Origin of the sequence: Vibrio gazogenes, assembly GCF_023920225.1 — a bacterium.
Taxonomy (GTDB): domain Bacteria; phylum Pseudomonadota; class Gammaproteobacteria; order Enterobacterales; family Vibrionaceae; genus Vibrio; species Vibrio gazogenes.
On the sequence record NZ_CP092588.1, the window covers coordinates 832,764 to 852,730 of the forward strand.

At 42.2% G+C, this 19,967-nt stretch carries 16 protein-coding genes; 9 read left to right on the forward strand and 7 right to left on the reverse strand.

What is annotated here, in order from left to right:
- Positions 1-92: 92 nt before the first annotated feature.
- The 3 genes from MKS89_RS19335 to MKS89_RS19345 all read right to left on the reverse strand — a co-directional run bounded on the left by MKS89_RS19335 (position 93) and on the right by MKS89_RS19345 (position 4,429).
- Positions 93-1,964, reverse strand: a complete 1,872-nt coding sequence (locus MKS89_RS19335; RefSeq protein WP_252518343.1) for a methyl-accepting chemotaxis protein — start codon at positions 1,962-1,964, stop codon at positions 93-95.
- Positions 1,965-2,538: 574 nt separating this feature from the next.
- Positions 2,539-3,735, reverse strand: coding sequence for an acetate/propionate family kinase (locus tag MKS89_RS19340; RefSeq protein ID WP_072955590.1), 1,197 nt, complete (start codon positions 3,733-3,735; stop codon positions 2,539-2,541).
- Positions 3,736-3,922: 187 nt separating this feature from the next.
- On the reverse strand, positions 3,923-4,429 hold the full coding sequence (locus MKS89_RS19345) for a hypothetical protein (protein ID WP_072955587.1): 507 nt from the start codon (positions 4,427-4,429) through the stop codon (positions 3,923-3,925).
- A 241-nt stretch (positions 4,430-4,670) separates the two neighbouring features.
- On the opposite strand from MKS89_RS19345, the gene MKS89_RS19350 reads away from it, so the two are divergent.
- Together MKS89_RS19350 and MKS89_RS19355 are read left to right on the forward strand one after the other, a co-directional pair.
- Positions 4,671-5,147: a CreA family protein gene (locus tag MKS89_RS19350; RefSeq protein ID WP_072955584.1), complete on the forward strand. Its 477-nt coding sequence runs from the start codon at positions 4,671-4,673 to the stop codon at positions 5,145-5,147.
- A 219-nt stretch (positions 5,148-5,366) separates the two neighbouring features.
- Positions 5,367-7,109, forward strand: coding sequence for an EAL domain-containing protein (locus tag MKS89_RS19355; RefSeq protein WP_072955581.1), 1,743 nt, complete (start codon positions 5,367-5,369; stop codon positions 7,107-7,109).
- Here MKS89_RS19355 and MKS89_RS19360 read toward each other — a convergent pair.
- The 3 genes from MKS89_RS19360 to MKS89_RS19370 form a co-directional block, all read right to left on the reverse strand.
- A complete protein-coding gene (locus tag MKS89_RS19360) occupies positions 7,083-8,096 on the reverse strand; it encodes a S1 family peptidase (RefSeq protein ID WP_159439590.1) in 1,014 nt (337 codons plus the stop codon). The genes MKS89_RS19355 and MKS89_RS19360 overlap by 27 nt on opposite strands.
- Positions 8,097-8,221: 125 nt before the next feature.
- Positions 8,222-9,358, reverse strand: a complete 1,137-nt coding sequence (gcvT, locus tag MKS89_RS19365; RefSeq protein WP_072955576.1) for a glycine cleavage system aminomethyltransferase GcvT — start codon at positions 9,356-9,358, stop codon at positions 8,222-8,224.
- 106 nt (positions 9,359-9,464) lie between these two features.
- Complete coding sequence (locus tag MKS89_RS19370) at positions 9,465-10,088, reverse strand: helix-turn-helix domain-containing protein (RefSeq protein ID WP_072955574.1); 624 nt, start codon at positions 10,086-10,088, stop codon at positions 9,465-9,467.
- 491 nt (positions 10,089-10,579) lie between these two features.
- Between MKS89_RS19370 and gcvH the strand changes: the two genes are divergently transcribed.
- From gcvH to MKS89_RS19395, 5 genes are all read left to right on the forward strand, one after another.
- Positions 10,580-10,957 (forward strand): glycine cleavage system protein GcvH, encoded by a 378-nt coding sequence (gene gcvH / locus MKS89_RS19375; protein ID WP_072955572.1) that lies wholly within the window; start codon positions 10,580-10,582, stop codon positions 10,955-10,957.
- Between the two features lie 98 nt (positions 10,958-11,055).
- The gene (gcvP, locus tag MKS89_RS19380; protein ID WP_072955570.1) at positions 11,056-13,920 is read left to right on the forward strand and encodes an aminomethyl-transferring glycine dehydrogenase; all 2,865 of its coding nucleotides are present in this window, start codon (positions 11,056-11,058) and stop codon (positions 13,918-13,920) included.
- A 510-nt stretch (positions 13,921-14,430) separates the two neighbouring features.
- The gene (locus MKS89_RS19385; protein WP_072955567.1) at positions 14,431-14,913 is read left to right on the forward strand and encodes a hypothetical protein; all 483 of its coding nucleotides are present in this window, start codon (positions 14,431-14,433) and stop codon (positions 14,911-14,913) included.
- Positions 14,914-15,028: 115 nt separating this feature from the next.
- Complete coding sequence (locus MKS89_RS19390) at positions 15,029-15,838, forward strand: hypothetical protein (protein ID WP_072955565.1); 810 nt, start codon at positions 15,029-15,031, stop codon at positions 15,836-15,838.
- A gap of 568 nt (positions 15,839-16,406) precedes the next feature.
- Positions 16,407-17,117, forward strand: coding sequence for a hypothetical protein (locus tag MKS89_RS19395; protein ID WP_072955562.1), 711 nt, complete (start codon positions 16,407-16,409; stop codon positions 17,115-17,117).
- 22 nt (positions 17,118-17,139) lie between these two features.
- Here MKS89_RS19395 and MKS89_RS19400 read toward each other — a convergent pair whose 3' ends face one another.
- The gene (locus MKS89_RS19400) at positions 17,140-18,096 is read right to left on the reverse strand and encodes an IS110 family RNA-guided transposase (RefSeq protein WP_072955559.1); all 957 of its coding nucleotides are present in this window, start codon (positions 18,094-18,096) and stop codon (positions 17,140-17,142) included.
- A 331-nt stretch (positions 18,097-18,427) separates the two neighbouring features.
- Between MKS89_RS19400 and MKS89_RS19405 the strand changes: the two genes are divergently transcribed.
- Both MKS89_RS19405 and MKS89_RS19410 read left to right on the forward strand, forming a co-directional pair.
- The gene (locus MKS89_RS19405) at positions 18,428-18,880 is read left to right on the forward strand and encodes a DUF4231 domain-containing protein (RefSeq protein WP_072955556.1); all 453 of its coding nucleotides are present in this window, start codon (positions 18,428-18,430) and stop codon (positions 18,878-18,880) included.
- Between the two features lie 121 nt (positions 18,881-19,001).
- Positions 19,002-19,538, forward strand: coding sequence for a ClbS/DfsB family four-helix bundle protein (locus tag MKS89_RS19410; RefSeq protein ID WP_072955553.1), 537 nt, complete (start codon positions 19,002-19,004; stop codon positions 19,536-19,538).
- Positions 19,539-19,967: the final 429 nt, after the last annotated feature.

A 19,967-nucleotide genomic window follows, 5' to 3' on the forward strand; every position in this document is an offset into this window, starting at 1 on the left:
CATCGGTATGATTATTATCATTCATGGCATAAAAAACCCTACATATTCAGTGCGTTTATTTTATTCACACTGAATACTAATTGAATTGCTTATCATAATTTAAACGAGGATGTGAGTTTAGATTGATATTCCGCCATTTGTTCTAATGCTTTACTTTGTTCTGCTAAATTTTCAGATCGAATCATATTTTGATGAGACAACGCCTGAATCTTATTAATATTTTCCTTGACTTGAATTGCAGCAAACTGATGCTGCTCCGTCGATGCTGATATTTTATGACTACGCTCTTCAATTTTATTCAGATTAATATGCACCTCATTTAAAGATGCATCGACATCCTGAGTTTGAATGATACAATTTTCCATATCATCCACACATTCCGATATCTGTTTCACCGCTAAAACAGAACTTTGTTGTAGCTGTTCAATTTTTGACTGTATTTCTTGGGTACTTGCTGTGGTTTTTTCAGCTAACCCTCTCACTTCATCTGCAACCACAGAAAAACCACGGCCTTGTTCTCCGGCTCTTGCCGCCTCAATCGCTGCATTTAGAGCGAGCAAATTCGTTTGTGAAGAAATATTAGAAATAATATCCAGAATTGACTCGATACCGGCACAATAGCCTTCTAGCTGATATATCGTTTGGGTCGAATCTCTCAAGCGCTGAGATAAGTGATTCAATAGCTCAACATTTTTCTGCATCAATACCTGCCCTGAATTCGAACCGTTCACAGCAATGGTTGCGATAGATAACGTCTCACTGACCGACTCTGAAATATCTTTCACTGTGTACTCAATTTCTTCCATTGCTGTAGCCGTCAATGCGGTTTGTGAGGTTTGTTCTGCAATAGCCAGACTGAGTTCTTCACTGGTCTGTTGATTATCGAGAGAAGCATGGTTAAGTTGCTTCGCGGTTGAGCGCATTTGATGAATGATATGGGATAAATCATCGATGACCAGATTCACCGCCTTAGATAACATGCCAAATTCATTATTGGTTTGATAATTGACACGTGAACTGAGATCTTTTTCTGCAACCTGACCAAGTACGCGTTGCAGGCGTCTGCTTGGTCTGCGAATCATGGTCGCGATCACAATGCCGATCAAGAGTGCAATTACGACTGACGCAATCGACAATATCACCAGTGTAATCACGGATTCCTTCGCCTGATCTGTTGATTCAACATAGCGTTGCTCTGCGATTTGAGTTGCATAAGTTGAAAAATCATCAATATTTTTCAATTGTGCATCAATATCTAATTTGACGTCACTTTGCTGTTCGGTCAGTTGGTCATAGAGTTCAACCGTCGCAATATGCCTTGAGACAGCCCCATCAGCGGAGAAGGCTTGCTGCCCCAGTAGCTTCAGTGGTGTTTCACTTTGACGAAAAAATGAGGGAGAGGCCGACTGGAACGTTGCAATCGCTTTATCTAGGCGCGTTTTCCGTATTTTAAAGCGCCGCTCTAATGCGCGCGTCTCAATCACATCTTGTAAAGAAAACGCTTCATTCACTTCACCAACCAGCAAGCCAATCTGGGTGAGCAGCGCTTCAATCGACTGACGTGCATCAGGCTGATTTTCTGCGGCAAGATTTTCTAACAAATTATTGTTAATTTGCATAATGAGCGATTGAAGTAGTGCCCGTTGCTTTACATTTTTATCTTTCGTCTCCAGATATGCCTTATAATCATTCAGTATCATATTGATATCTTGAAATGTCTTCTCCGCTGTCGATTCTATTTTCTCGATAAATACACCAATGCGATGATCGGGGTCAGGAAGCTCCTTGAACCATGCAAGCTTGGTCTGAAAATCTTGCATTGATTGATGAATGGACTGGCTTAAAGGCTCTAAATCCTCTGGGTATAGCGTTGATAAATATGACATCATACTACGATCAATATTCAAATAGTTAATCGTCAATTCACCCGAACGTAATATGAATGGTGCTGATTGTTTCAACATAAATTCCATATTGGCAGAAACTTTATGATTACTATTTAATAATGCACCCGCTGAAATTAACATGGTTAGAATAATAGTAAAAAACCCCAGATAGACTCTAGATACAATTAAATTAAGGTTCATATTACAGCTCTTCAATATCACATGAGTAAAAAAAAGGCACTCGCGTGCCTTAAATTCATTAGAATAAAACAGTCTTGAAAAAAACTCGCCGAGTAGATTTATTTTAAATCACTTGACTATTAAAAATATTAAACAATGAAACAGCTGAAAACATCGCTAGAATTCACATTAACCTATAAAATTCAACACAACTCAGATAAGTTATTGCAATTCATCTAGTTATAAAGACTTGTTTGATGATATTGCACAAAGAAATTTGATAATAATCACAAAATATTACGCTATTTTGGAGATTCATTTGCTAATATTTGAAAATATTTTCATGTTTTTGAAAATCTTTCATAAAAATACGTCAGTGTCTTTCGCCCTGCTTCGGAACACAGGTATAAAAAAGGCCAACCTCATCAAAGGTTGGCCTGCAATACTTGAGTATCAATGATATCTAGTAATATTAACCTAGTAATGCAATGGATTGCTGTACAATAACCAATTCTTCATTGGTTGGAATCACCATCGCAACTGTATTGAACATTTCAGAGTGAGCAATCACACCAGACTGACCAAATCGAGCTGCTTCATTACCGGCTTCATCTTCCACGAATCCGAACACCCGCAAAGCATGCAAAATTTCGCGCCGAATCGGCAGTGCGTTTTCACCAATTCCGCCAGTAAATATAATCGCATCAACGCGCTGAAGCGGAATCATATACGAAGCAATATATTTTGCGACTCGATAGGTAAACACGTCAAAAGCAAGTTTGGCATCTTCATTGCCCTGTTCCATCGCTTCTAACACACCACGAACATCGGAAGTAAAGCCGGATACACCCAAAAAGCCTGACTTTTTATACAAGGTGTCGAACACTTGGTCTTGTGACCAGCCTTTCTTTAATAAAAACTCAATCACAGCCGGGTCAATGTCACCGCAGCGCGTCCCCATCATCAATCCAGCCTGCGGAGTGAATCCCATCGACGTATCGACACACTTCCCATCCTGAATCGCACAGACCGATGCACCATTACCCAAATGAACAGAAATGACATTGGTGGCATTGACATCTTTACCCAGCATTTTTGCTGCTTCACGGCTGACATAATAATGGCTGGTGCCATGAAAACCATAACGGCGAATTGCATATTTGTCGTATAGTTCAGTCGGAATTGCATATCTGTAGGCTTTTGGCGGCATGGTTTGGTGAAACGCAGTATCGAACACGGCAAACTGAGGGAGCGAAGGGAATGCTTTCATCGCAGCACGAATGCCTTTGCCATGGGCGAGATTGTGTAAAGGTGCCAGCTCCGCCAATTGCTCAATTTCGTCAACGACCTGTTCATTGATTCGAACCGTCGAAGTGAATTTTTCACCTCCATGAACAATCCGGTGTCCGGCGGCAATGATTTGGTCACTCAATCCAAGTGAATCTATCAGTTTGACAATCCGATCAACCGCATGTTGGTGATGATTATCAGGATAATCGATCATCTCCTCAGTTTTTTCACCCTGATATTTCCAGCTGATAACCGCCTCGGGCAACCCGAAACACTCACCTAATCCACTCACAATGGCTTCACCGCTTTGAGCATCAATCACTGCAAATTTAAGGGATGAACTACCTGAATTAACGACCAACACATACGAGTTCGACATAAGGTTTTATCCTGTATTCAAATGAATATTGAAGCAAATGCTTCGCCTAACAATCAACCGTTCCATTATTCAACATTTTTTGAATGTTTCAACTTTATTTTATTTTTTAATCAATCTTAAGCCATTCTTTTATGATCAAGGACAAGAAATAATTTATTTTCGAACTCAAAATATATGAGTTACTCCGTCAGCACGTCGATGCCTTTAACTCGACGCGGCAAGCTCGGGCGGCCTCATTCACTCGACTATGCTGTAAAATCTGATATGCAAAATCAAGCGGAACGTCGTAAGCGGAACAAGTCTCCACAATGACTAAATCCGACACCAGCACATCAGTTTCTGTCTGGGTTAAAATCCCGGCTGCAACGGGTTGGCCCTGTTCAAAACCAAGATACAATTCACAAGGCGGTGAATAGATAATTTGTGTAAAAAACTCGATAATGGCTTCTTTTTCTGTTGAAGTGTGGTATTGCTCGGCTTGGAGTTGAGCAAACATGACCGTTAAACGATGAAAATCAACGCGATAAACATCCTGAGGCATCAACTCAGTCATCGTCTTTAAATCAATATCTTGATATGCGCATTGCTGAACTGATGCCAGATAAAGATCACGCCCCGCTAAACTTTGGGGCGTTGGATATGCAACATCCACTTGAGCCGATAACCACTGGTTTTTTATTTGTGCGATATTCATAAAACCCTATCATTTCAATATCAGGGAGATGCACCATCTTACTCGAATCTGTGCCGAAAAGGGGATAAAAGTGGCACTTGAGTTGATCACGTCGCGAAGTCCTCAACAATGAACATCATCATTTCACCGTGATATTCAGATGCCATACGACGGTAATCCCTTTACCCGACTCACTTTATTTGGGAATCACCGAATATCTTGATATGATGAACGTTACTCATTTGACGGCTGGAAACCAAACATGAGATTCAAGAATATATTCATCGCGTCATTACTTTCTCTGGGGCTTACCGCCTGTGACAACAGCGAAGTGGGCGATGTCAGTTTAGGTCTATTTACAACCCAAGATATCAAAATCAATCAGCTCATTGATCCTATCGTGACTGGTGTGACTTGTCATATTGCCAGCATTGAAGCTGATCTCAGTTTATCAGACCCATCAGATTCATCGATTGCCTGCCGACAAACAGGAGAAATCACCCCAGCAATGATCGCAAAAATTGACAAGTCCGATTCAGGGGAAGTGATTTTCAAAAAATCTAAAAGTATTTTCTTTAAATCAATGAAAATGCGAAGAATATATGATCCAAAAACGCAAACGCTGATCTATGTTTCTTACTCAACCAAAGAAACTTCCGGCAGCTTCAAACATAGTATCTCAACGGTCCCACTGTGGGGTACAAAAGCCTATCAAATATCACCGGAAGCGAATCATTAAGGCAAGCAGAAATGTAAGGCATATATTACTGTACAAATGGCTAGTAAATGGCGAAATTTGGAATGAATATCACATTTCACCCTCATCCTGACAAAGTAGCTCAATCATTTATTTTTATTTATATCAATTACACTGATACTAATAACTTGGGCAAATAATATTGATGAGAATAATAATATTGGCGAACATATAGGCTGGCGTCAAGGAGCCTTCAATTTCATGCAAAAAGACTTGGGGGAAGCGGTACACGTTCAGCCGCCCAACAACGAATATAAAACACGCCTCATTCATATTTTTGATGTGTTCAATGAGGGGATATTCCATATGGATGCAGAAGGCCTTCTGACATTCTACAATCCTGATTTTTATGTCCAGTTTGGTATTCAGTCACCCACTATTCATGCCTCCGCATGGTATGCGCTTGTTCATCCTGACGATCAGGAATTACTGGTCAACCAAGTCAACGACCATATCGATACTTTTGAACAACGGATGCTCACACAATATCGGGTAAAAAAAACTGACGGTGATTACTTATGGATCGAAAGGAGTGCGGTCTGTTTGATTGAGAAGGGTGAAACTTACATTGTCGGGAGTCACCGGGATATCTCTGATAAAAAAGTGATGGAAACGTATCTCAAGGAAGCCGCTTTCTATGATAATAGCTCTGCCCTGTTCAATCTGAGAAAACTACTGTTAGATCTGAATTTACTCGTTCAATCACCAGATAACGACTTTTCAGTCATTTATATCCAAATTCACGAGTTGCAATCCTACATGGTCGAATACGGTTCCGCTCTCCTCAAAAATGTCATCAAGAATATCAAATCCGCGGCCAAAGTCTTTCCTCACGAATACGCAACGCTTTATCGGGTGAGTCTGGATACCTACGCAATACTGTTCAGAGGTTCGGTATCACATACTTCTCTCAGAATGATGTGTGCTCAATTCGTGCTTCGTTATCAGACCTGCATGGCACAACAAAATACCCTCTTTGCCAACGGCATGAGTCTCGGGATTTATCCTAATTGTGACCACCAACTTGAAAGTGAAGAAATCCTGAGTATTGTCTTTAGAACATGTGCATTCGCCAGTGAACAAAGTCAGTCTCAGATCGAAGTATATGAAGGTCATACGCAACAGAAAGTCGATCGCTATTTTTATATCGAAAGCGGTTTAAAATGTGTGCTAAAAAACAAAAGTCTGTCAGTCAAATATCAACCCATTATTGATACTACGACCGGAAAAGTCTCCAGTTTTGAAGCACTCGTCAGATGGCACTCCAAAGATTACGGTAATATTTATCCCGATGAATTCATCCCCGTGGCTGAGAATAAAGGTCTCATCGTTGAGCTGGGTTATCAAGTGTTTGAAAAAGCATGCCAGTTCATCAATTACTATAACATCACGAACCGGGCTTCCGCCCGAGTCAACGTCAATGTCTCGGTATTACAGTTATTGAACAGTAATTTTCCCGATGAAATGTTACGCATCACATCAGAGTCCGGGCTGAATCCTGCTTCAATTATTCTTGAATTAACGGAAACTGTGATTCTCGATGAACATAAATATGCGCTTCAACAAATCAATCGACTGAATGATCTTGGCTTTTTACTGTCTCTGGATGACTTTGGGGCAGGTTTTAGCTCTATCCACAGTTTTTTTGACCTGCCATTTGCTCAAATCAAGATAGACCGATACTTCTCGATGAAGACGATGGAAAATGATAACTCTTGCCAGTTTCTGGAGTTTTTAATCAAGTTATGTCGGAAAGAGCAGATTAGTGTGGTCATCGAAGGCATTGAAAACAGTAAAATGTTACGCCAATTCCACTCGCTGGGGGCTTCTCACCTGCAAGGTTACTGGTTTGCAAAACCTTTATCGATTGCAGCAGCCATGAACTATAACCCATCAGACGTGATGGAGATGCCAGTCTTAACGCAGGACGACCAACAATTTTGATCTCTGTCGATATCCCAATACACCTGATAACAATAACAACAAGAACCATCCCATCGAACCGCCCGAGCTACCGCCTGAACTAGCATCACTACTGGTTGCGGTACTCAAATCTACTTGAGATAAAATCTGTGTCTGATAATACGCCAGACGTTTTGCATCCGTTGCAATATAGTTTGGCGTAATCGTGCCATTCAATACATTGGTTATCCAAGCGTCATAATCAGCCACTTCGGTAAAAACGCCAGTAATCGAACCGGAACCACAAATCGTCGGCCCAAAGCTGGTTATACCAACTTGACGCAGCGTACCGCTGTCATTCCAATAAATCGGTCCACCGGAATCCCCGGAACAAACACCATTATTCATCGTGGGTGAATCTCCCCCGGAAAAACAGATCTGAGTATTATGCAACCCACTATATTCTGAAGCACAGGTTGAATTATCAACATAACTCATTGATGTTTTCAATAGCTGATAAGTTGTTGTATTAGTTGTGGTATTACCATGACCGATGACAGTGAAATTCTGAGTATTACTCCGATAAGACTCATCAGTTGGGCGATTGACAGTTCCGCCAGTATTCAACGGTGATGTCAGTTTAATGATCGCAATGTCGTCTTTCCATAAATCACTCTTCGAATCACTAAATGAACTGAAGTAATAAAATTCAGAAGGTCTGACCGGAGTAATCTTATAGATCCAATCCGTTTCATCATCAATCTGACCTACGGTCATAAACAACATGTACTCTTCATCAATACTGCCGCCGCTGAAAATACAGTGTGCAGCCGTCAGCACATACTGGCTATTCAGCATGGTTCCGCCACAGAAACTATGTCCGCCATATATCCGATCATACTCTGTCCGATCATAGAACAAACTGACAAAGTCAGGATAAGTGACCACAGATGTTGAAGTCCCATTGACAATATAGGGAGAAACATCACTTGAAAATGCAGGTGAAGAGAGTAAACAACAGCCTAGCATTATACGAATCAGCTTTAAAAACATTAAAATATTTCAGCATTAATGAAAGTATGATTTATCATAATCGCCCGAAAAAAAAAGGAAAATACTTTCTGTATTTTCCTTTTCTATTTTGTGCAATAAAATCACTTGCCCCGATAATAGCGCTGGGGCACAAACGGCATTTTGGTCACCGTCATCGGCAACATCTTACCACGCACCTCAGCGTAAATTTCGGCTTCAAGGGTGGCACACTCACGGGCAATGTATCCCATCGAAACGGGCTGTCCAGCCGTTGGCCCCGATGTACCGCTGGTCACAATGCCTATTTCCTGCCCTTGCTGATTAAATAATACCGTCCCTTCCCGAACCGGTGCTTTGGTCTGTCCGACCAGCCCGACACGCTTACGTTTTGCTGATTGCTGGTCAATCTGTTCCAGAATCACTGCTGCCCCGGGAAATCCACCGGCTCTGGCACCACCACTTCGTCGAACCGGACTGATTGCCCAGACTAAACTGGCTTCCACAGGCGTCGTCGTCTCATCCAAATCATGACCATAAAGACACAAACCGCATTCCAACCGCAGCGAATCACGAGCACCAAGACCAATCAGAGCAACTTCATCGAATGTCAGAAGATGATGAGCCAATCGCTCCGCCTGATCGGCCGGGACAGAAATTTCATAACCATCTTCACCGGTATAGCCACTGCGACTCACAATACATTCGATATCCAACAGCGACACACGACGAACATCCATAAAATGCATGTCTGCCACTGCCGGTGCCAGTTGTGATAATACGCTGACAGCCAGAGGCCCTTGCAACGCCAGTAGTGCCTGATCATTCATCTCTTCCAAAATCAGATCCGCAGGCAAATGCTGTTTTAGATGCGCAATATCCTGCTGTTTACAGGCAGCATTGATGACCACAAACAGACAATCACCTAAATTGGCGATCATTAAATCATCAAGGATCCCACCATTTTCGTTGGTTAAAAAACCATAACGCTGTTTACCGACCGGCAGATCAATAATATCGACAGGAACCAATGACTCCAGCGCCAATGCAGCCCCGTCTCCCTTTAAGCAAATCTGTCCCATGTGGGAAACATCAAACAGACCGGCAGCATCACGAGTGTGTAAATGCTCTTTCTTCACCCCTAAAGGATACTGAACCGGCATTTCATAACCGGCAAATGGTACCATCTTTGCGCCAAATTCTTGATGTAAAGCATACAACGGTGTTCTTAACAGCGACTGATTCTCTTGTTCAGATGACATGTGGCTCTCCCTTTTCATACATCTGGTTTGCCCGATAAAGCAGACTTCCATTTGATATTTTACGCATGTTTCCTATAAGAAACTTATTGAAACACGCTCAGATTGATCATTTCGCAGTGACCCATAAAATCAGCGCATCAAAATCGCTGACAGACGTTAATACATGCCCCATGTTGGCATCATAGTAGACACTATCACCCACATTCAGGGTTATCGGTTCATAAAATTCGGTATACAACATCACCGAGCCTTCAAGCACCAGCAGAAACTCTTCACCATCATGCCGGACCCAATCCCCATATTCCTCAAACACTCTTGCCCGAACCCGAGTCTTAAATGGGGTCATTTTCTTTCCCGATAACTGAGTCGCCAGCAATTCATGCTCATACGTGGATGTCGGATGCGGCTTCCCCTGCTCCGCCAGAGTGATATCTCTGCGACCTGTAGCGACAACTTTCTTCGGTGGCTCAAATAGTTGTGGCATCCCGATGTCCAAGCCATGCGCTAATTTTTGCATCGCCTGAAACGTCGGTGAAATTTGCTCATTCTCAATTTTACTCAGAGTCGACCTCGCCAATCCGGTCTTCTGACTTGCTTCTTCCAACGTCAGGCCGAGTTCAAGACGAATATCTTTAATACGCTGCCCCAATCGAAGCGGGTCGATATTATTTTCCTGAGATTCCTGCGTTAAAATTAAGGCAGGATTATCATCCAGCGTACTTTTTCCCATGGTGTCTCCTCGAGTAAACATGAATGACCGTTCCCACAGGAATCCGGTCATCTTAATCAATATCGTTGCCTTCAGGTGCAATGGTTTCCCATTCACACGATGGTCTCGGTTTCCGGTGAATATCACCGAGACGGCATCTTATGATGACTTTTTTACATACTAGCAAGAAAATTAGTTTCCTATAAGAAATTTTTATTGCTTACCATTCTCTCAACAGGTAATGTTAACCACATATGATCCGGATTTTTACAGAGATGACTTATTTTTGCAGAGATGACTTAGTAACATCATCCAAATTGGCTACGCTATGGGAAGAGTCGGACATCCGATGATTCTGGATGAGTGACAACTGATGAATGACAACTCAAATGGATTTTGTTTTTCATAATGTTTTGTCGTCATGCTCTGATTTTTTATAGATTCTCAGGCATACAATCTGAATCCGGTGACCCTCTGATCACTAGTTATAATCGATTTTTGGAGATAAATGCATGGATAACACGCTGAAGTTTACCGACAGTCACGAATGGGTTCTCAATCACGGTGACGGGACTGTTACCGTCGGCATTTCAGAACACGCACAAGAAATGTTAGGTGATGTCGTATATGTTGAACTCCCTGATGTTGATAGTGACGTGGATGCTGGCGACAACTTTTCATTGGTCGAATCCGTTAAAGCGGCATCTGACATCTATTCCCCGGTTAGCGGCATCATCATTGAAGTAAATGAAGATCTCGGAGATAACCCTGAACTGATTAACGAAGAACCGTATGAAGGGGGATGGATTGCCAAAATCCGCATGACGGATCCAACGGAATTGGATGATCTAAAAGACGAAGAAGAATATCTCAATACACTGGAAGACTGATCAACAAAAGCTGCCTACATCCCTTGTGTGCAGCTTTTTTTATGTCCTGAGTTCAGCTTGTATCAACTGATACCCTTTTGTGGTCACGGTAAGGAATTATGACTCAACTACTGCGCAACCTTTCTTCTCAAACAGAATTCGCAACACGTCACAACGGCCCGCGCCAGCGGGAACAAGCAATGATGCTAAAGACCATTGGCGCTGAAAGCCTCGCAACACTCATCAGCGAAACGGTTCCGGCCGACATCCGTCTGAAACAATCACTCTCGTTGCCTGAACCGCAGAGCGAAGCAGACATGCTCGCTGCGTTAAGACGCATCGCCGGCAAAAACCAAATTGCCCGCAGTTTTATCGGCCAAGGCTACTATGACACGCTGACACCCAGTGTCATTCAACGCAATGTTTTGGAAAATCCCGGCTGGTATACGGCATATACCCCTTATCAACCCGAGATTTCGCAAGGCCGTCTCGAGTCACTGCTTAACTTCCAGCAGATGATCATCGACTTAACCGGCATGGATATCGCTAATGCATCACTATTAGATGAAGCAACCGCTGCGGCTGAAGCAATGGCATTATGTAAAAGAGCCGGAAAAAGCAAAAGCCAGCATTTCTTTATCGCGGATCATGTTCACCCACAGACCATTGAAGTCGTCAAAAACCGCGCTGAATTCATGAATTTTGAAGTCGTCGTACTGCCGGTGAGCGAACTCCCCCAGCAAGACGTATTCGGTGCTTTATTACAATACCCGACGACAACCGGTGAAATCGATGATTTAACGCCAATAATCGAGGCAGCTCATCACAATAAAACCTTAGTCGCAGTAGCGACCGATCTGCTGGCCAGCACCTTACTCAAACCCGCTGGTGAAATGGGTGCCGATATCGTTATCGGCTCTTCCCAACGGTTTGGTGTACCCATGGGATACGGTGGTCCCCATGCTGCATTTATGGCAACCCGCGATCAATACAAACGCACCATGCCCGGCAGAATCATCGGTGTCTCTGTAGATGCCAAAGAACAACCGGCATTACGCATGGCGATGCAAACACGGGAACAACATATTCGCCGGGAAAAAGCGACGTCGAATATTTGTACAGCACAAGCATTACTCGCCAACATGGCGGTGTTTTATGCGATATACCATGGTCCGGAAGGCCTGAAAACCATTGCCCGCAGAACCCATCATCTGACAGCCATCATGGCGGCCGGACTGACATTACAAGGTTACAAACTGCGCCACCAGACATTTTTTGACACCCTGACCATTGATACCGACAGTCAAACCGAAGCGCTGTATCAGAACGCACAGCAAGCCGGACTCAACCTGCGTCGCTACGAGCAAGCACTCGGCATCAGCTTTGATGAAACCACGACGCTGGATGATATCCAAAAACTGTTTACCGTATTCAACATTCAGGCAAACCCTGAAACAATTTCCACTGATATTGCATCTGACGAATATGCAGCGATTCCCCTATCCTGTCGCAGAGAATCCGCGTATTTAACACATCCGGTTTTCCATCGTTATCACAGTGAAACGCTGATGATGCGTTATCTGAAAACATTAGAAAATAAGGATTTCTCACTCACCCACGGCATGATTCCACTGGGTAGCTGCACCATGAAACTGAACGCTTCATCCGAGATGATTCCCATCACTTGGCCTGAATTCAGTCAAATCCACCCTTTTGCGCCGAAAGATCAGGCCGCAGGATATACTGAGCTAGCTGAAGACCTGAAAGCCAAGCTATGTACCATTACCGGCTATGACGCGTTCTCGCTGCAACCCAACTCCGGTGCATCCGGTGAATATACCGGGCTGCTTGCGATTCAGCGTTATCATCAGAGCCGTGGTGAAAATAACCGCCATATTTGTTTGATTCCCAGCTCCGCCCACGGGACCAATCCGGCATCAGCCGCGATGGTGTCACTGGATGTCGTCGTCGTCGCCTGTGACCAAGACGGAAATATTGATCTGTCCGACCTCAAAGCCAAAATCGACCGATACCAACAAGAAATCTCCTGCATCATGATTACTTACCCTTCGACGCATGGTGTTTATGAAAACCATGTCCGGGAGGTGTGTGACATGATTCATGCTATCGGCGGTCAAGTTTACCTCGACGGTGCCAACATGAATGCACAGGTCGGACTCACCAGCCCCGGATTTATCGGCTCGGATGTCTCCCACCTGAACCTCCATAAAACCTTCTGTATTCCGCACGGTGGCGGTGGCCCGGGCGTCGGCCCGATTGGTGTGAAATCCCATCTGGCACCCTTTTTACCCGGCCATATCGAGTCCGGCATTGAAGGCCAGCAACATGCCGTTGCAGCGGCCGATTTAGGCAGTGCATCCATTCTGCCAATCTCTTGGGCGTATATTACGATGATGGGTGCGCAAGGATTAACCGAAGCTACCCAGCTCGCGATTCTGAATGCCAACTACGTCATGGAAAGACTCAGTGCCCACTACCCGATTTTGTACCGGGGAGATAACGGCCGCGTCGCCCATGAATGTATTATCGACATTCGTCCGATCAAAGAAGCATCTGGTATTTCAGAAGAAGATATTGCCAAGCGGTTGATGGACTATGGTTTCCATGCGCCGACGATGTCATTCCCGGTCGCCGGTACATTAATGATTGAACCGACAGAATCAGAAGACCTGACTGAGTTGGACCGATTCTGTGACGCGATGATCGCGATCCGCGGTGAAATCGACCAAGTTGTTTCCGGTGTGTGGCCACTTGAGGATAATCCTCTGGTCAACGCTCCTCATACACAGGCAGACTTGGCAGCAGCAGAGTGGCAACATCCATACAGTAGAACGCTCGCTTGCTTCCCGACCCCACACACTCAAGCGGCAAAATACTGGCCGACAGTGAATCGGGTCAATAATGTCTATGGTGACCGCAACCTAATCTGTAGCTGCCCACCCGTCAGTGATTATGAGGGATAGGGTTGGTAGATGATCACAGATAACCAAGTTGGGAACTGACTTGAATCGTAAGAATTCACCTGCATAGCAGGTGGTTTAGGGTTAGAAAAGAAAAAGGGATAAGCATTGAATGCTTATCCCTTTTAATTATGTGACTCAGATGGTTTGTTGCACTGAATTGCCCAGATATCACTCAAGGTTGTACGCTTACCTGAATTAGTCCGAATGCAATCTGTCAGTTTCGTTACCTCGATGTGACTAGATCTGACAGGTTGCCCTAAATCGGTTCTGTTCCAAAATCATTTAGCTTAAGTTCCTGACCACTGTCTTATGTTAGTCCTTGACCTACTTTTCCGAATAGCAGAGTATGCATCTAGTAGAAAAAACTTATACAGACATCTTCTGTAATTTGTGAGTGAAGGGAAGTTTAAGACTTATAAAACAGTATGTTACTTAAACGGTTTCTGTAATTTCTCACAATTTTATATAGACCATATCTGTATAATAACTGTTATGTTCTGGAGGTAACAATTGAAGTATGTAATATTAATTGGAACTAGGCATAGTACTCAACGAAATCTTGAACGAACCGAATTTTCTGATTACGTTGAGAGTATAGCTAAACAATATGGCGTGAAAGCTATAGCCGAAGAGATAGATGAAAGTCCTTCCGTTGTACAACGATTATCAAAGTATTTAAATGTAAAATACATAAACATTGAACCATCTATGAATGAGCGAGAAGAATTAGGCATTTATAGGTTTCCTAGTTTAATTGACTTAGCCGTTTATCAAGAGTTTGGAAATGTCGAGTCAAAAGGAGCTCACAATGAAATAGAACGTAGAATGCAATCTGATTGTCGTAAGCGTGAGAATGAGTGGCTAAGACGTATAGATAATTTGGGCGTTTTCCCTATCTTGGTCGTGTGTGGAGCAAATCATGTGGAACCATTCTCGTTACTGCTAAGAAATAATGATTACTCAGTGGATATAGCATGTACGTTGAAAGAATGAACATAACAACACGTTGCAATTGACTTCGTACTGTCACGAATTTTGGTTCCCAAAATATCTCGCCAGCACTCAGCAATTGAACTACACGTTAGCTATCTAGAGTTACGAGGAAAAAATGATAGAACCAACATCAAAAATATACTTTTATGAGTTGGATACAAGAGAAAGTATTTTTACGAGACTGCAGCTCAATATAGCATTTTATGCTAGTTTTCTAACTGTAATTTCATATATGGTTAGAATGATTGATTATAATTCTAATTTCATAGAGTTGGTTGTTTTTTATGTATTTATCTTTTTATCTTTTTGTCTTCTAATTAAGTCAGCATATCTAACATATAAATCGCTCACTGGGATAAGTTATAGAGTTCTTTCTGATGCAAACGATATTTATCAATATAAAAAGGATGTAGATAAATATGTGAAGGAAATGGAATTATATAATAATACATATGGAACTAATCTGAAGGTTCCTAGTGCTGAAAAAATGGTTGAAGACTTTTTAATTGAATTAATGACAAAATGTTCTTCTTTTAATTATAAAGTTAATGAAAATCGCAGGCTTGGAATTAGAAGATCCTTAATATTTTTAGTTCTTGCATCGTTACCTTTGATTGTTTCCTCATCAATATTTATTGGGTTTGATTTAGATGCATCCTCACCAAGAAAAGAATTACTTATTTATAATAAAGAACTATCTTCACAAGTGGAAAAATTAGATGGAAAATTATCATTTTATAATGATAGTAAAATACATGATCTTATTAAAAAAGAGGTGATTAATATGTGTAAAGATGATAAAGAAAACAAAACGCCACCACCACCACCACCACCACCGGAACCAATTAAACCAACATGGCAAGTAGCAAATGAGAGCTATACATCACCAAAACCAAGAACATCTAAACCTGATACAAAAGAATAATAGCTAACAAGACGAATCAATTGACAAAATACATGTCACGAATTTTGCTTCGCAAAATGTAGTGCCATGTATTTTGCAACTGTTCTAAGCGTTATAACTCAAGGAGAGTCTTTTACTCTTGTTCCCACGGTCCTCCGTGGGAATACATACCGAGCCAAAAATTACCATGATTGGCAGATATCAATTCGTCCTGTTTCGTTTTCATAATGACGAGTACTGAAATAACGCCAGTGAGTCACTTTATCGACCTAGCCTATTTTAGCCGGGTGTTGGTGAATCGATTCAACCTTCTGATGCATCATTTCATCACTTTGTATTCATTCAGGGTGTACACCTTCCTGCCAAAACTGATCGCTTATTGCGGATGATGCACTGGATGATAACCGGGGGTGGTACAAGCGCTGAACTTTGCGTGCCACTTCTAAGTCAGGCATGCATTCCCACGCGGAGCGTGGGAACGAGGTGCTATAAAACAGCATGTTAATTAAACGGTTTCTGTAATTTCTCACAATTTTATATAGACCATATCTGTATAATAACTGTTATATTTCTTTTTGAGGTTCGGTCAATGCGACAAAATAGAGAAGAAAACCTTATTGCAGGGTTATTCTTAGGGCAGGGATACTCCCTAAAAATAGAGCCTGACGGTAACGTACCTCCGGATCTAGTCTTGGACGATAAAATTGCAGTAGAAGTGACGAGATTGAGCAAGATAATTAATGTTCATAGCTCTCCTAAATCTATCGATAACGATTCTTCATCGGTAATTGCTAAGTTAAAGAAAGCGATTAACACCCCTAAAAATAATGAGACTCAGCCTCATAGATACTCGGTTAAAGCAATAATAAAACGCCCTTTTGGTAATCTAAAGAAAGTCACCTCGGATCTCAAAGTAAAACTTAAAGAAATTGACAATTCGGCGTTTACAGAAAATGAAGTCAGAATAGAAATATCTAAATCTATTTCAATCACTATCTCAAAACGTAATATTGATAGCGGCAATGGTTTCTTGCTGACGGGTATCATTGATTTAGATGCTGCTCACCATGATAAGGAGATAATGTTAGCAAGCATAAACTTTTGCCATACTTCGAAAGCAAAGAAAGTAGAGCCGTATTTTGAGCGCTATAAGGAATGGTGGTTGGTTCTATCGGATACAATTACGTACAACGGCAGTGATAAGTACATAGAGTATATCGCTAAAAATATTTGTAAATCACCGTTTAGCCGGATAATTATAGTAAACAGTCTCGATGGCAAGGTGGTATCAGAAATATAACAAGAGACTATGCCGTCAATAATTAATTTTCACCCATATTAGCGTCCCATTTGCTTCCGTCTCTGAGCATCGAATTTAGGATGACAACCATCTTTCTGATGCAGGCAATAATGGCTACTTTTTTGGGTTTTCCGGCAGCTAAAAGGCGTTGATAAGTTGTCTTAATGACTGGGTTAGATTGCAGAGCTGACATCATTGCCATATACAGAACAGTGCGTACTTGTGCTCGCCCTCCTTGGATGACTCGCTTACCTTTGTAGCGACCGCTTTCACGGCTCATGGGGGCAACACCGATGAGTGAAGCCGCTTGTTTATTGCTGATATAACCCAGTTCAGGAACGTTACTAATAATCGAGGCCGCACAGATTTTTCCAATGCCGGGGACGCTCTGTAAAATCTCATTTTTGGCTTGGTACTCTGGGATGATTCGAATCAGAGCGACGATGAGTTTTTCGAGTTTCTCAATCTGTGCTTCAAACACTTTCAGCACGGGATTGATGGTTGAAGCTAATGATTTCGGCATCGACTGCAGTCGGTTTTTCTCCATCGTCTGCATGGTCATTATTTGGTGACGCCGGGCCACTAACTCACTCATTAGACGCATAATTTCTGGTTTTAGCTGCGTGAGTTTCGGTTGGATAGCTTCGCTATAATGAGCGATAAGATTGGCGTCAAGCTTGTCAGTTTTGGCCCGACGGCCAATGGCTCCGGCAAAGCGTTTAATGTGGATTGGATTGGCAATGACAAAGGGCAATTGAGCTTGAGAGCAGGCGAGAATGAATGGCATTTCTAATCGCCCGGTTGCTTCGACAACGACCCGTTGAGGATGGTATTTTTTGATGGTTTGTACGGCTTCCTTGATGCCGTTTTCATCGTTAGAAACGGTGAAAAAAATATCAAGTGGACGGATGTAGATATCGAGTTTTGATTTGCCGGTATCAACACCGACATGAATGTTTTGAAGTGTGTTGGTATTCATAATAAGCTAACTCTTGCTTGCATAATGCGGGTTCGAGACCCAGAAGACTATTCGAGTGTGGTGCTTGGAGTCTATGCAGCGTTCGTTCTTGTTACCGGTCTCTCAATCGAGGATCCAACGCTGCATCGAACTGCTGCATAAAAAGCTTTAGTTGCTGCTAAAGCCTGGGTCTCACTTTACCCGAATTTAGATATTTATTATCCATACAAGCCAGTACAATTGACGCATTTAAGCGCAGCCGTTGTTGTTTGAAAATTTTTATACGTTTTAGTTTAGGTGTTCTGCGCAATTGACTGGAGCGTTAGTTTTCAATACGCATGGAGGATAATTAATGAGTACAGGAAATCAAATTGTAGAAAAGCGTTATAATGATCTACTTTCTTGGTATGAAGAGCATAAGAAACTCAGCCGTTGTTGTTATTACTTACTGCAAGTGACCGTGATTTTATTTAGTGTACTTACTCCTGTAGTAATGTTGGTTGATGAACTAAGCTCCATCTCTTGGCTTGCAGGCTTACTTCCTGCTATCGCCGCAATAGCTGCATCGATCCAAACTTTATTCAAATTTAACGAAACATGGATTTCTAGAGCAGAAGCCAGTGAGCGGTTAAAGTCTGAGTTTGTTTACTATCAGTCTCGTATTGGTCCTCTTTACTCATCTGATTTAGCTGAAGAGAAAGTAACAGCAAACTTTCTTGATCGAATTGAACAAATCAATAGATATGAACGAACTCTTTGGGTGTCGATTCAAGAAAAAGATCAAGCAAGTGAACTTAAAAACTAACAAGTTAATAAACAAGGACAAAATACGGCTGGCTATCTCGCTGCGCTCGTATTTTAGCCAACCAAATTTTGCCTGTTATTAAGGCGTTATGCTTATCTGTAGACGATGAACGGAGTTTGTTATGGCAAGACCGAAGACTAAAGAAGAGTTAATTCATCAAGCTGATGAGAGTTTTACAAAGCTATTTCGGTATATCGATTCAATGCCTGAAAGTGTGTTAAATACTGAATTTGATTTTTCCAGTGACAAGGGCAAAAAGGAATTACATTGGGCTCGCGACCGAAACCTGCGAGATGTATTGATACATCTGTACGAATGGCATCAGTTGTTACTGAAGTGGGTTAATTCAAACATGGCGGGACAGAAGGTAAGTTTTCTACCTGAACCATACAATTGGAAAACATACGGCCAAATGAACATTGAATTTTGGCAAAAGCACCAAGAAACAGAGTTATCGGCAGCAAAGCAATTGGTTCAGGAAAGTCATAAAGCGTCACTCGAGTTAGCTAAAAGTTTTACTAATGAGGCACTTTTCACTAAACAGTATTTCGATTGGACGGGCACAACAACGCTAGGAAGTTACTGTGTATCTGCGATGCCAAGCCACTATGATTGGGCGTTAAAAAAGCTCCGGGCTCACGCAAAAATGCATTCGTAAAAAGTACGCACTAACAAGCGATCAAGGTATCAACATACTTTTACTAATCCTTAGGGAAGAGTTCTAGAGTAGAAGAGCTATCACGGTCATGCCCAATTGTGAGTTACGATACCAGCCGGCCGATTGTATGATCTAGTCAGGGCGCGAGCATACTTCGTTCAATTCTTGTTCAAATGGTGAACGAGCTTAAGATGAAAATTTTTCAGTTCAACAAATATACGACGTGTTCATTATCCGATCGAATAAGTTAGTATGCTCTCACCCTGATGATCTCGTGGTGACTAACCAGCGGATATGTAAGATCGAGCATGAGTTACTACCACTTACCATGATAAACCGACACCATTCCCTTTGCAGCCAAGCTCGGATAAGCTAGTCTTTGATCTTCCGGACTTTATCAATGCCGCTCTGGCCCACGAATCAAGAAAT

Bases quoted from the DNA above. Each gene is read 5' to 3' on its own strand.
- MKS89_RS19355 (WP_072955581.1), top strand. From the start codon at position 5,367: ATGCAAAAAGACTTGGGGGAAGCGGTACACGTTCAGCCGCCCAACAAC.
- MKS89_RS19350 (WP_072955584.1), top strand. From the start codon at position 4,671: ATGAGATTCAAGAATATATTCATCGCGTCATTACTTTCTCTGGGGCTT.
- gcvH (WP_072955572.1), top strand. From the start codon at position 10,580: ATGGATAACACGCTGAAGTTTACCGACAGTCACGAATGGGTTCTCAAT.
- MKS89_RS19390 (WP_072955565.1), top strand. From the start codon at position 15,029: ATGATAGAACCAACATCAAAAATATACTTTTATGAGTTGGATACAAGA.
- gcvP (WP_072955570.1), top strand. From the start codon at position 11,056: ATGACTCAACTACTGCGCAACCTTTCTTCTCAAACAGAATTCGCAACA.
- MKS89_RS19395 (WP_072955562.1), top strand. From the start codon at position 16,407: ATGCGACAAAATAGAGAAGAAAACCTTATTGCAGGGTTATTCTTAGGG.
- MKS89_RS19335 (WP_252518343.1), bottom strand. From the start codon at position 1,964: ATGTTGAAACAATCAGCACCATTCATATTACGTTCGGGTGAATTGACG.
- MKS89_RS19400 (WP_072955559.1), bottom strand. From the start codon at position 18,096: ATGAATACCAACACACTTCAAAACATTCATGTCGGTGTTGATACCGGC.
- MKS89_RS19410 (WP_072955553.1), top strand. From the start codon at position 19,002: ATGGCAAGACCGAAGACTAAAGAAGAGTTAATTCATCAAGCTGATGAG.
- gcvT (WP_072955576.1), bottom strand. From the start codon at position 9,358: ATGTCATCTGAACAAGAGAATCAGTCGCTGTTAAGAACACCGTTGTAT.
- MKS89_RS19340 (WP_072955590.1), bottom strand. From the start codon at position 3,735: ATGTCGAACTCGTATGTGTTGGTCGTTAATTCAGGTAGTTCATCCCTT.
- MKS89_RS19370 (WP_072955574.1), bottom strand. From the start codon at position 10,088: ATGGGAAAAAGTACGCTGGATGATAATCCTGCCTTAATTTTAACGCAG.
- MKS89_RS19405 (WP_072955556.1), top strand. From the start codon at position 18,428: ATGAGTACAGGAAATCAAATTGTAGAAAAGCGTTATAATGATCTACTT.
- MKS89_RS19360 (WP_159439590.1), bottom strand. From the start codon at position 8,096: ATGCTAGGCTGTTGTTTACTCTCTTCACCTGCATTTTCAAGTGATGTT.
- MKS89_RS19345 (WP_072955587.1), bottom strand. From the start codon at position 4,429: ATGAATATCGCACAAATAAAAAACCAGTGGTTATCGGCTCAAGTGGAT.